Source organism: Dyadobacter sp. AC419, assembly GCF_979253085.1.
In genome coordinates, this window is the sequence record NZ_CEEDCD010000002.1 from 38,878 (window position 1) to 50,705 (window position 11,828).

Below are 11,828 nucleotides of genomic sequence, written 5' to 3' on the forward strand. Positions count from 1 at the left end.
TATGAGATTTGTTTTATATATAATACTTTGTTTAGCAGCCAGTTTCATTTTCCTTAACCCAACGGCAGTTGCGCAGGTGCGGATGCCGGGCGGAATGCAAATGCCAGGAGGCACGGGCGGCGGCAACACCCGGGGACAGCAGCAAGGAGGAACAAGCTCGCCAAAGCCCGGCGGCGCGATTCTGGACGACAGCACCAAGAACATTTACGGTCCGAAAACTACGCTGCATTACTTCGAAAACGACATTCTGAACAACCGCGATTCCTTGCGCTATCGCGTGGACACGAACCTTACCAACTTCCACCGCTGGACTCCTGTTGACAAATCCTGGGGAAAACTGACGGATCTTGGCAACACGGTGACGGCGACCAGAAACCTGTTGTTTGAACCCCGCCAGGACATTGGCACGCAGCTGGGATTCCGGGCCTATGACGCATATGCGATCAAGCCGGAGGAAGTGCAGTATATGGACACCAAGTCGCAGCATACGGAGCTCAATTTCATTTCCGGGGCTCGCAAAACGTCACTAGGAAGCTTTTCCTACACCCAGAATGTCCACTCCCGCTTCAACTTCGGACTAGGCTTTCGCAGGCTGACCTCAAACAAGCAATACGGCTTTGTTAACACATTGAATTCGGGCGCTTTTCTCGGACAAAACTGGCAGCTGCTTGCGCACACCAGCTTTTTTTCCAAAAACAAAAAATACCTGATCCTCGCACATTACAGGCACATGAACCAGAAAGTGCGCGAACAAGGCGGAGTCATTCCCAATGTTGGCCAGGACAGTGTTGTTGAAAAATACAGTTATGACGGCGCGGCGCGGATCAGTGACGATGCCAATTCGTGGGAACGGCGTCAGGGGCTGCACATTTACCAGCAATATCGGCTTGCGAATGGTTTCCAGGTGTTTCAACAAGCGGATTATTCGACCGTAATTGATCGTTACACGGACCTGGACATAACCCGGGGACTGGAAAAGGAAGTTTACCCGGCAGCGAAATATGATCTCGAAAAAACGCGTCAGGATATTTATTACAGGCTTTTTGACAATAAAATCGGTGTCAAAGGATTTTATTCCGGATTTAATTATCGTGCATTTCTCCGGCAGCGCTTTTACAGCATGCGCGGCGCGACGCAACTGGGCAATGAGATTGGCGAAACTTATACGACTTATAAGACGGGTTTGCGGTTTGACAACATTCTGGGCGCTTGGCTAGGCTATTATCTCAAAGATTCTGTTCAATATTTGACCGCCGAAGCAGATCTCAATCTTGCAGCCAATGTGGAATATCGTTTGAAAGGCGAACTGAACACGCGCTGGGGAAAAGCTGGTTTTCAGAGCATTCAAACTGCTCCGGATCTTTTGGTACAACGCTATCTGAGCAATCATTTTGACTGGCGCAACAACTTTGATCCAACCAAAGTGCAGACAATTTATGCGTCGCTTCCTTTAAAAACGAAGAAGATCTCATTTATTCCCGAAATCCAGATCCATCAGGTCAACGACTACATTTATTACGATACATTAGCATTGCCAAAACAGCTGAATGCTGGTTTCCGCTTGTTAAGGGTTGGTTTTAATTCAAGTATAAACCTGAAACGATGGAATTTTACGGGCATGGGCTTCCTGACGCTGAATGATAATAAGGATGTCGTGCGGGTTCCGGCTTTGTTTGCAAGCGGCGAGGCAACGTTTGATTTTGTGTATGCCAAAGTCCTTTTCATCCAGCTTGGCTTGGCTGCACGCTATCGCTCGGGTTATCTGGCGGACGACTATATGCCGATCACACAGCAATTTCACTTACAAAACAACTTCCGCCTCGGCGACAATGTGATCGTGGACGGCTTCGCGAATGTGCGCATTACGCGTGTGCGGTTGTTTTTCAAAATGTCTTATTTGAACCAGGGCGGGAATTTTGGCCTTTTTCCAAAGGGATATTATGTCGCGCCAGCATATCTTGGCTTGGCGAGATCCTTTTCTTTCGGGATTAACTGGCCTTTGTTCGACTAAATCATAATCCTATGGCCGTATCACTGACAACATTGGGATTAGAGCTTCCGACTGATCCGCGCTGGACCAATATTGCTGCCATGCAGATCGGCGAAATATTGATTGATCATGCTTATTGTGAGCAAAAAGCTGCTTCCAGCTGCATTTCCCTCATCGTGCATTATCCGGAAAAAGTCGAATTGGTCGAAGTGCTTACGCCGATTGTTGCGGAAGAATGGGGCCATTTTCAACGTGTTTTGAAAGAATTGCGCAAGCGGAACATTGCATTGGGCCGGCAGCGGAAAGATGAATATGTAGGTCAGCTGATGAAGCTTGTGAGAAACAAAGGCGATTACGAAGAGTCGCTTTTGGACCGGCTGCTCATTTGCGGACTGATTGAAGCCAGAAGCTGCGAACGTTTCAAATTATTATCCGAGTCGTTGGAAGACGAATCATTGCAAAAGTTTTATCGGGAACTGATGGTTTCCGAGGCCGGGCATTACAGAACATTTATCGAGCTCGCCGAAAAATATCTGCCGGTCGTCGAAGTAAGAAGCCGCTGGAAAGAATTGCTTCACCACGAAGCCGAAATCATGAAATCGCTCACGCCACGTGGCGATCGTATTCATTAACATCCGTTTTAAATAGCATGCAATCCTTTCTGAATCTTGTTGCAAAACACATTCTCAGCAACCACACCGCGCTGGAAAGGGTGAATATTATTGTCCCCACGCGCAGGGCGGCCTTCTTTCTGATGCAGGAACTGGCCAAGGAAACCACCGAGGCCATTATGAGCCCGAATGTGGTGGCTGTGGACGATTTTGTCGAAAGCATTTGCACGCTTGAAATCGAAGATCCGGTCCATTTGCTGTTTGACCTTTACGAAACATTCAAGGAAATTGATCCGGATGTCCAGTTTGACCGATTTATGGGATGGGCTTCCGTGCTGCTGAACGACCTGGATAAAATTGATCAATATCTGGTGAAAACGCCGTTTCTCTTCGAATATCTGACAGAAGCGCACGCCATTAACCGGTGGCAGGAAAGCATGCCTGCGGGTAAAACATTCCAGACGGAAGGCGGCACAAAGCAATATTTCTCTCTTTTTGAGAACATTAATAAGGTCTATATTTCATTCCGGAGCAGGTTATTGGCCAAAGGCAAAGCTTACCGCGGCATGGCTTATCGGGAAGTTGCGGAAGATGTAATGCGGCTTTTGGTTGAAAAAAGTGATTTTGAAAAGCTCTATTTTGCTGGCTTCAATGCATTCACGGAATCGGAAAAAGTGATTGTAACGGCATTGATAAAAGCAGGAAAAGCGGAAGTTCTCTGGGACACGGATCGCTATTATATGTCTGATAATGTTGGTGTTGAAGCGGGAAAAAGTCTCAGGGAATATCAAAAAAGTAAAGCATTCGGGGACTGGAACTGGACTACAGATTATCTGACCAGTTCTGAAAAAAACATCACCGTTTATGGTGTTCCAAATGCCACATTGCAGACCAAAGTTGCAGGCGCATTATATAAGCAAATGCGTGAGCTGGACGACCCTGAAAATCCCGTGACGACTGCCATTGTACTTGCGGATGAAAATTTGCTCGCGCCAATGCTTTACTCGCTGGACGAAAGTGTTACGGACCTGAATGTGACCATGGGACTTTCCATGCGTAATTCATTGCTATACACGCTGATAGACAGCATTTTCGAATTGCAGCAGAATGTCGTTGAGTTTAAAAATAAGCAAGGTCAGCTCGTCCGGATCCCGAAATTTGGTCATAAATCGATCAATAAAGTCCTTAACCATCCATTTATAAGGCATTACGAATACGTGGCGCTGACGCCAGCGAGCGATGGACAGACGATCATTCAGAAAACGCTTTGGGCCATCACAAAGGGGAATCAGGTTTTTCTGAGCAGTGAAGATTTGATTGGACTGAGCGATAATCATCCCCTGTTCCGGATCCTGTTCACACATTGGCAAAAAAACAATTCAAAGCAGGTTATCCGGACGTTCTATGAGCTGATCGAGTTGCTGCGCGAGGTTTATAAGGATTACAAAAATGCGCTAGAAACGGAATATCTGTATTTGTTTTACACGTTACTGAAACAATTTGAACAAACCATTGAAGAAAAAGCTGAGCTGATCACGCTGCGGACGCTTCGCTCATTTATGTTCGAGTTGATCAGACAAACGAAAATTCCTTTCAGCGGCGAGCCGGTTAGCAACCTGCAAATCATGGGAATGCTTGAAACCCGGGCGCTTGATTTTGAGCGCATTATCATTCTTTCGGTTAATGAAGGAATGATCCCGCAGGCCAAAAGACAGAATTCCCTCATTCCTTACGACGCCGCACAGGCGGTGGGATTGCCCACGCATCAGCATCAGGAGGCCGTTATGTCCTATCACTTTTACCGGCTGCTGCAACGCGCGAAGGAAGTGCATATGCTGTATACAAGCACGAATGATGCACCGGGCGGCGGCGAACAAAGTCGTTTCATCAGGCAAGTGGAATACGAGCTGGCGCAATACAATCCGCAGCTGACCATTGCAAACAAGACGGTTGTTTTGGAAAGCAAGGCACAGCAGGAACTCGACGAAGTGGTGCATAAAGATGACGCCATGATTGCGGTTATCCGCCAATATCTGGCTGGAAAAGGCATTTATCCTACGCATTTGAACGAGTTCATCCGGTGCTCCATGCAATTTTACCTCAAACACATTGTGGGCGTAAAAGAAAAGGAGGAAGTGGAGGAAGAACTGGGCATGGACAAAATCGGGACCTGGCTGCATGCTGCTCTGGAAAGGCTTGATAACGAATACTTTTTGAAGAAAACCGATCCTTCCGAGGAGCAGATCAAGTTTGTGCTCCGAGACGAGTTTGATGAACAGTTTAAAGGTTATGTGACCGATATGGGTCTTAACCGGATCTATTATCAGATCGGTGAACATCAGGTGCTTGTGTTTCTAAAACATCACATGTCCCAAAAGCCACGCAGAGAAATCCTTGCGGCTGAGCAGCCGCTCAATACGAACATCGAATTGATTTTGCAGGGCAGTTACACGCCGGTTCGCATTGGCGGTAAAATCGACCGCATTGAGCAGGGCGAGGACGGCACATTGTTTGTGATGGATTATAAAACCGGCAGCGTCGAACTCACCGGCAAACAGAAATTAGCTGACCCGATCCGACGTGAAGAAGTGATCCGGAGCGATCCGGACCGAAAAATGGGTTACGTGCGCCAGCTTTGGATGTATGAATATCTCATGTATCGCAAAATGCTGGATGAGAAGGGTTTGAGGCTTGGCGGAAAGGTGTACGAGTTTGGTGAATATGCAGTGAAATCCGGATTTTATTCTTTCCGCGACCCGAAAAACCTGATCGCAAATCCGCTGGACTTGACAGAAGAACTTGCTCCTGAGGAATTTATAGCGAAGTCGGAAGTGATTTTAACCGATATTTTAAATGTCCTGCTCGATCCCGATGTGCCGTTCCGCAAGACGCCTGATCTGGCTGTTTGTCAATATTGTGATTTTGTAGGAATATGCGGCCGGTAAGGGCCAAAAACGAAGAAAGCGATCGGCTGGCCGATCGCTTTCTTCGTTTTTAAATAATGCTAATGCTTATTTCTTCTTGAATTCCAGATAACCTTCGTAGGAAGCTTCTCCGGATGATGGATTGGAGATTTTCATATTAATGTTCAGCTGAGTCATGCCATTCGCGCCGGTCGACTTTGCTGCTATGCCTTCCACTTTGTGTTTAAGCGGCTCGCCAGTGCTCTGTTTCACGTCAACGGTTTGGTTGATCGAAAACGAGTCCTTACCGGTTTCAATGTCAGTCAGGTTATACTCCTGAACAATCGTGAATGATGTGCCGGCAATGGAAACTTTGATGTTTCTGACATAAACGATTCCAATTCTATTCTTGCCACTTGTCGTAATCGTCCAATCGTTTTGGGTTGTTGTGGTCCCATCTACAACCAGCGTTCCATAGCTTCCTACATATTCCGGTGCGTAATCTACTTCTGGTTCTACATCGTCTTTATCTTTGCAGGCACCCATAAAAATTACCAGGCAGCAAAAAATCAGCTTTTTCATACTTTCACTTTAAGAGTAAATAACATTCAATACAACAAATAAGCCGGAGTGCGGCATTTTTCTACTGAATAACGGCAATGCAGAGTTAACCGCATATCCGGCTTCAAATATATTATCCTTTTCATCAAAAAAAGCGAAATGCAGCCTCAGAAAGGCAGTTTTCCAAGATCCACATTTCCTCCGGTGAGAATGATACCGACTTTTTTACCTTTAAAATGTTCCTTGTTTTTGATAAATGCAGCCAAAGACACTGCACCGGATGGCTCCACAACCAACTTCATGCGTTCCCATAGATAACGCATTGCTTCAATGATCTCCTCATCCGAAACCGTCAGAACATCCGAAACATACTGCTTAATGATCGGAAATGTCTTGTCGCCCAGGTAAGTTAGGAGCCCATCCGCAATCGTTTTTACATAAGGCGCTTTTTCAATTTTGTCACTTCTAAACGAAAGCACCGCATCCGCTGCGCCCTCCGGCTCGCCGGCGTAAACCTTCGTTCCCGGTGAAAAATAATGTGCTGCCAATGCTGTTCCGCTCAAAAGTCCCCCGCCTCCAACGGGCGCGAAGATCAGATCTAGCTCGTGATTCAATTCTTCGATCAGTTCCTTCGCAGCGGTAGCTTGTCCGGCAATCACTTCATAATTGTTGAACGGATGAATGAATGTTGCACCCGTTTGCTTAATGATTTCCTGCACCGTGCTTTCGCGTTCCTCAGGCGTGTTTTTGCAAAAAGTGATTTGACCGCCATAACCCTCCACGGCGCGGATTTTAACTAGCGGGGAATTGTCGGGCATCACAATGTAAGCCTTCGCTCCCACTTTGGCTGCTGCAAACGCGATTGCTTGCGCATGATTTCCGCTTGAATGTGTCGTTACGCCATTCTTTAACTGGTCCTCAGTCAATGAAAGGATTGCATTCAAACCTCCTCTCGCCTTAAAAGCACCAATTTTCTGCAAATTTTCACATTTAAAAAACAGCTGCGCGTCACATAGATCATCCAAAAAGCTGGATGTCAAAACGGGCGTGTGATGAATGTAGGGAGCCACGCGCTGGTGCGCTTTCTCGATGGTTTCCCGGTTTGGAACATGCTCGGACATGATCATTGTTTTGGTGTTTACAAAAGAAGCCCGTCGTTTCTGACGGGCTTCTTCTAAGATCTGCGATCAAACAATTACTTGCCAGCGTTTGGCGTGTAAAGGTTGAAGAATTGATCCAATTTAGGAGTAATGATGATTTCCGTACGACGGTTCAAGCTGCGGTTTGGCGCAGAATCATTTGCCACTTTGGGTAAATATTCGCCACGGCCACCAGCGATCATGCGAACTGGCTCAACACCATATTTCTTTTGAAGTGTACGCGCAACAGATGTCGCACGCAATACGCTCAAATCCCAGTTATCAGCAACTTTATCTGTCGCGATAGGCACATTATCCGTGTGTCCTTCGATCAGGATTTCGATTTCTTTGTAGTCGTTCAAGATTTTAGCAACCTTGCTCAAAACCGATTCAGCTTGTGTATTAATGACAGAGCTTCCCGATTTGAACAACATTTTGTCAGAAAGTGACACGTAAACAACGCCTTTCTTAACCTCAATCTGAACATCTTCGTCGCTAACATCTGCCAATGAACGTTTCAGGTTCAGGACAAGCGCCATATTTAACGAGTCTTTTTTCTGAATGCTTGAATTCAAATCGCGGATTTGCATGCCTTGCGCATCCATCATGGCCAACGATTTCTTAATGCTTTCAGAACCTTCTTTGCTTATAACCGAAAGGTCAGACATGCGGTCAAGCAGATTATTGTTGTTTTTCTTAAGGAACTCAACCTGCTCTTCCAGTTCTTTCAATTTTGCATTTTTACTGGTTAGCTCATCGTTTTTTGCCTTCAAATCATTGTTAAGTCCGGCAGTTCTGCTGTCGCAATCGTTCAGGTCAGCTCTCGCTTTGTCCAGTTGAATTTGGATTTCACTAGCTTGTTTTTGCGCAGTAAGCATCTTTTTCTTGCTCGCACATGAGCCCAGAATAAAGAGCATAGCAACGGCCAAAAGCGTTTTTTTCATAATAAAGGGTGGTTAATTAGATCAACAGTGTTAAGTATAAAAATTGGTACGTGAGTAAGTAAACATAAATATCGAGCCAAACCCTTGCAACTCACTGGCTCTTTAGGTCGCAAAGGTACAAAAAAAGGAAAGATCGCCGAGACAATCTTTCCTTTTTCACCAATTTTGAAGATTTCTAATAAAAAACTAATAGGGTATCGCCCAGAAAGGATTACGGTGTGCTTTAATGCTATCGCGAATATGCGTACTTATCAACTCGTTGTATTTCTCGCTATTGATTTTTTTCCCTTTCATTTTTTTAGGCATCGCGAGCTCTTCGGCAGTCACCGGTCTAAATTTCACCTCTTTGGCGGTTGTGACAATGTCTCCGTCATTCACATCAAGTTCGAGGATCATTCCAGGCAAGCCTCCGTATAACTGTGGCCCGCCCGAGACCGGAATGTTGTCAGCAAACCAGGCGGTTATTTTTTGACCTTTCACAGTGTCTTCCGTAACCGCCATCATACACATATATCCTGCGACCTCTTTAATCTTGTTCATTACCTTCCAGTTGGGCGTTTGCAGCGAATCTTCAATAATGTACGTCTTGCCGAGCATGGCAATCAGATCCGTCATTTTTCCATTTTCGTAATCACGGTAACTTTTGAACTCTTCTTTTGTCCATGAATAACCGCCTTCCGACAATGCGTCAACTTTCGGATAACTGTAATAACTCTGCTTTTCATTAAAGATCAGGGCCATTTCCTGCTTCGATTCATCATCATTTCCCCAGGTCAATTTCATCCTGTCCTTCTCTTCCTGGCTCATATAGCTGAGCCGAGAATACACCCGCGCCCAGTGAAAAACCCGCTCGTAAGTAATTTCTCCTTCCGATTTTTGGGCGTCAGCGTAAAACACCGCGGTGACTAGCAGACAACATTGTTATAATTCCGGCTCTCATAGGTTTTGTTTCAATGATTAAAAATTGTTGTTACGGCGTACGGAAGCCGTCACACCGCGCATGTTATACGTAAAGCTCAGCATAAAATATCTGGACAATGTCGCCACTTTTCTTTCTGTGTAAAAGTTTTGGTTGACGCTCTGAGTTACCCCCAGATTTTTCTTAAACACATCGTTGGCAGTCAGCCTGATCTCTCCCTTTTTGCTTTTCAAAATAATCTTGTATACTGAAAGGTTCAGGATAGGCAACTTTTGATCAAAGCCAAACTGGTCGTTTTTGTAAATACGATAATTAAAACGAGCATTGAAGTAAATGTCCCTCGGGCCTTTCGCGTTCACGTCCGCACCATAAGTCGCATTAAATATCTTCTGGTTTTGATTGGTGTTGATCGAATATTCCGAATTACTGAAACCCCAGTTTGCATTTCCATAAAACGTAAATGCATCACTCGGTGTCAGATCGAGGCGTGTCCCGAAATTATAGCTGTTCGTGTTTGTTTCGTTCTCAACCGCATTAATGTAAGTGATGTTGTTACTATAATTGTAACTGGCATTCAGGTTCATTGTTGCTTTCGTTTTCTTCAATGGGAAACCAAAACCCCCATAACTGCCATAACTGTATCCGCCAGAAATGTTGATCGGTCTGGTCGTGGTAATCAGGTTTTCAACATTCACCGTGCGGTTGTAGACGATCTGGTTTACATTGTAGTTATAGGAAAGACCCAAATAAAGATTAACAAAAGTACCAGGATTAAACATGTTGTAACCTGCATAAATACTGTGCGTTGCAGATGGGATCAAGTCCGGATTTCCTTCTGTAATGAAAAGCGGGTTACTGTTATCCACGATCGGCTGCAAATCGGTGATCGAAGGTTCACGAACATTCAAGCCGTATTCCGCATACAAAAAACGGTTGTTTTTTCAGGTCGTAATTCAGCGAGACATTAGGAACAAGCGTGAAATAGCTTTTGCTTACACGCATGAAATCGGCAGCGGCTTTATCTGCTGCAAATTTTCCTCTTAACTCGAATTGTACCCCAGCAAGCCCTGCTGCAAGATTCAAGCCGTTATTAGAATAACGAAGGCTGGTCCCTACCCTGTTGTAAGTAAAATCATTAGAATAGAAACGGGTCAATGCCTGGTTTACCTCGCGCTCAGTGCCCGAAACGTCAAACACGTCGCGGTCCACTTTGTCTTTGCGCATGCTGTAATTATAGAATGTCTCCCAGAAAAACTTCTTGGCAATCGGCTCAATGTAAGACAAGCTTCCTTTGAAGTTCCCGCGAGTGCTTTCCGTTTCATTCAGCTGATTAATAATGCTGTTTTCTCGTTGGATCCTGGAAGAACACATTGTTTGAATTCAAATCCTGATCTTCATCTGCATTATTAATGTTATACGCCACGCTTGCTGCAAAATTCCGCCCCTTCTTCTTAAACTTATGGCGGTAAATGAGACAGAGTTCAGCCATCGCAAACGAGTTGTACTCGCTAAAATTCTTCACAGTCGACTGGTTCGTCACCACGCCCTCATTGCGGAATGATTGCTGATAACTGTCAAAATCTTCATCACCGGAATTGATCCTTGAATTACTGATCAAAATTATGGTGTTCAAAGAGTCAAGATTTTTCTCGAAACGAAAGCTTGGACGATGGTTTCCTGTAAATGCTATGGACTTTGAATTCGCTAACGAACTGTAAGAATCGTTTGTCAGGAAGTTCTCTGTGCGCGAAAAGACGTCGGTTATCGCCTTAGTTTGATTATAAAAGTAACTCGTGCTCAGCTTTGTTTTCTTGTTGTCATAATTATAATTGGCGCCGCCGGCAAAGTTTTTGGTGAAACCTTCTGATCCGCCTCCGCCCCAGCTTGGCTGGATCGTAGTGTCGTCCTCGCTGGATAATAGCGGCCGCTGCTGAAACCAAAGTCACCGTCATCGCCCCAGTTGAACGACTGGCTGCCTTTGAAATCCTGATAATCATTTCTGGCGATCCCTGATTGATTTGTATTGTTTCCGAAACCGAGCAAAGCAAATTGCTGCTTGTCATCAAAACGGTTGTAGCTCACTTTCCCTTCCAATCGTTTATCCGTTCCCACGCCCGCGGTTGCCTTTCCAAAACCGCCTTTTTTATGGCTGTCTTTCAGTTCCAGATTGACCGTTTTTTCCCGTTTTCCATCATCTACGCCGGTCACTTTGGACTGCTCCGTTTTTCCGTTAAAAACCTGCACTTTATTAATGGCTTCTGCCGGAAGGTTTTTGGTTGCCATTTTCGGGTCGTCTCCGAAAAACCGCTTGCCGTCAACCGTTACACGTTTTACTTCTTCGCCTTGCGCCTTAATGTTCCCGTCGGCGTCCACCTGCATGCCCGGCAGCTTGCGGATCAGGTCTTCCACGGTTGACCCTGGCGGCACTTTAAATGCACGTGCGTCAAACTCGACCGTATCGCCCCTAATGCTGAGGGGCGCGCGTGCTGTTTTGATTACGACTTCGTAAAGCTCCTTTTGCAGCACTTTCATCCGCATTCTGCCCAGATCCGTCACATCGCCGTCTTTTGGATTTACATTTTCCTGGTAAGGGACAAAGCCGACATATGAAACTTTGAAAATATATTGCGCCCGTTTCAGGTTTTTCACTCAAATGCACCTTCTGAAGCCGGCGCACGAAAAACGCGAAAGCGTTTCACGATAAATGCGAAAACTAGAGACTGGATACGACAGTCTCGTCAATATGCCGCATATCCAGTAG

11 protein-coding genes are annotated in these 11,828 nt (G+C 45.5%); 3 read left to right on the forward strand and 8 right to left on the reverse strand.

All coding sequences use genetic code 11. The features are described 5' to 3' along the window. Nucleotide 1 precedes the first annotated feature (1 nt). From AC0IYG_RS00275 to AC0IYG_RS00285, 3 genes are read left to right on the forward strand one after another with little or no spacing between them, the layout of a single operon-like run. The gene (locus AC0IYG_RS00275) at nt 2-2,011 is read left to right on the forward strand and encodes a putative porin (RefSeq protein WP_471709037.1); all 2,010 of its coding nucleotides are present in this window, start codon (nt 2-4) and stop codon (nt 2,009-2,011) included. Between the two features lie 11 nt (nt 2,012-2,022). Then, nucleotides 2,023-2,622 carry a MiaE family protein gene (locus AC0IYG_RS00280; protein WP_471709038.1) on the forward strand — a complete coding sequence of 200 codons (600 nt, stop codon included), beginning with the start codon at nt 2,023-2,025 and terminating at the stop codon, nt 2,620-2,622. Nucleotides 2,623-2,639: 17 nt separating this feature from the next. Continuing rightward, the gene (locus AC0IYG_RS00285) at nt 2,640-5,546 is read left to right on the forward strand and encodes a PD-(D/E)XK nuclease family protein (protein WP_471709039.1); all 2,907 of its coding nucleotides are present in this window, start codon (nt 2,640-2,642) and stop codon (nt 5,544-5,546) included. A gap of 66 nt (nt 5,547-5,612) precedes the next feature. On the opposite strand, the gene AC0IYG_RS00290 is transcribed toward AC0IYG_RS00285, so the two are convergent. The 8 genes from AC0IYG_RS00290 to AC0IYG_RS00325 all read right to left on the reverse strand — a co-directional run bounded on the left by AC0IYG_RS00290 (nt 5,613) and on the right by AC0IYG_RS00325 (nt 11,716). After that, entirely contained in the window at nt 5,613-6,086 is a 474-nt protein-coding gene (locus AC0IYG_RS00290; RefSeq protein WP_471709040.1) for a hypothetical protein, read from the reverse strand. Between the two features lie 146 nt (nt 6,087-6,232). Beyond that, the gene (locus AC0IYG_RS00295) at nt 6,233-7,186 is read right to left on the reverse strand and encodes a threonine ammonia-lyase (RefSeq protein WP_471709047.1); all 954 of its coding nucleotides are present in this window, start codon (nt 7,184-7,186) and stop codon (nt 6,233-6,235) included. A 74-nt stretch (nt 7,187-7,260) separates the two neighbouring features. Then, nucleotides 7,261-8,148: an OmpA/MotB family protein gene (locus AC0IYG_RS00300; protein WP_471709041.1), complete on the reverse strand. Its 888-nt coding sequence runs from the start codon at nt 8,146-8,148 to the stop codon at nt 7,261-7,263. A 186-nt stretch (nt 8,149-8,334) separates the two neighbouring features. After that, on the reverse strand, nt 8,335-9,060 hold the full coding sequence (locus tag AC0IYG_RS00305; protein ID WP_471709048.1) for a GLPGLI family protein: 726 nt from the start codon (nt 9,058-9,060) through the stop codon (nt 8,335-8,337). A 45-nt stretch (nt 9,061-9,105) separates the two neighbouring features. Further along, nucleotides 9,106-9,993, reverse strand: a complete 888-nt coding sequence (locus AC0IYG_RS00310; protein ID WP_471709042.1) for an outer membrane beta-barrel protein — start codon at nt 9,991-9,993, stop codon at nt 9,106-9,108. Next, nucleotides 9,962-10,438: an outer membrane beta-barrel protein gene (locus tag AC0IYG_RS00315; RefSeq protein WP_471709043.1), complete on the reverse strand. Its 477-nt coding sequence runs from the start codon at nt 10,436-10,438 to the stop codon at nt 9,962-9,964. The genes AC0IYG_RS00310 and AC0IYG_RS00315 overlap by 32 nt, the downstream gene beginning before the upstream one ends. Continuing rightward, on the reverse strand, nt 10,398-10,700 hold the full coding sequence (locus AC0IYG_RS00320) for a hypothetical protein (protein ID WP_471709044.1): 303 nt from the start codon (nt 10,698-10,700) through the stop codon (nt 10,398-10,400). The genes AC0IYG_RS00315 and AC0IYG_RS00320 overlap by 41 nt, the downstream gene beginning before the upstream one ends. Nucleotides 10,701-10,864: 164 nt before the next feature. Then, nucleotides 10,865-11,716: a hypothetical protein gene (locus AC0IYG_RS00325; protein WP_471709045.1), complete on the reverse strand. Its 852-nt coding sequence runs from the start codon at nt 11,714-11,716 to the stop codon at nt 10,865-10,867. Nucleotides 11,717-11,828: the final 112 nt, after the last annotated feature.

What these genes read in the sequence shown, in the direction of transcription:
- AC0IYG_RS00275 (WP_471709037.1), top strand. Translation starts at nt 2, where the DNA reads ATGAGATTTGTTTTATATATAATACTTTGTTTAGCAGCCAGTTTCATT.
- AC0IYG_RS00280 (WP_471709038.1), top strand. Translation starts at nt 2,023, where the DNA reads ATGGCCGTATCACTGACAACATTGGGATTAGAGCTTCCGACTGATCCG.
- AC0IYG_RS00285 (WP_471709039.1), top strand. Translation starts at nt 2,640, where the DNA reads ATGCAATCCTTTCTGAATCTTGTTGCAAAACACATTCTCAGCAACCAC.
- AC0IYG_RS00290 (WP_471709040.1), bottom strand. Translation starts at nt 6,086, where the DNA reads ATGAAAAAGCTGATTTTTTGCTGCCTGGTAATTTTTATGGGTGCCTGC.
- AC0IYG_RS00295 (WP_471709047.1), bottom strand. Translation starts at nt 7,186, where the DNA reads ATGTCCGAGCATGTTCCAAACCGGGAAACCATCGAGAAAGCGCACCAG.
- AC0IYG_RS00300 (WP_471709041.1), bottom strand. Translation starts at nt 8,148, where the DNA reads ATGAAAAAAACGCTTTTGGCCGTTGCTATGCTCTTTATTCTGGGCTCA.
- AC0IYG_RS00315 (WP_471709043.1), bottom strand. Translation starts at nt 10,438, where the DNA reads ATGTGTTCTTCCAGGATCCAACGAGAAAACAGCATTATTAATCAGCTG.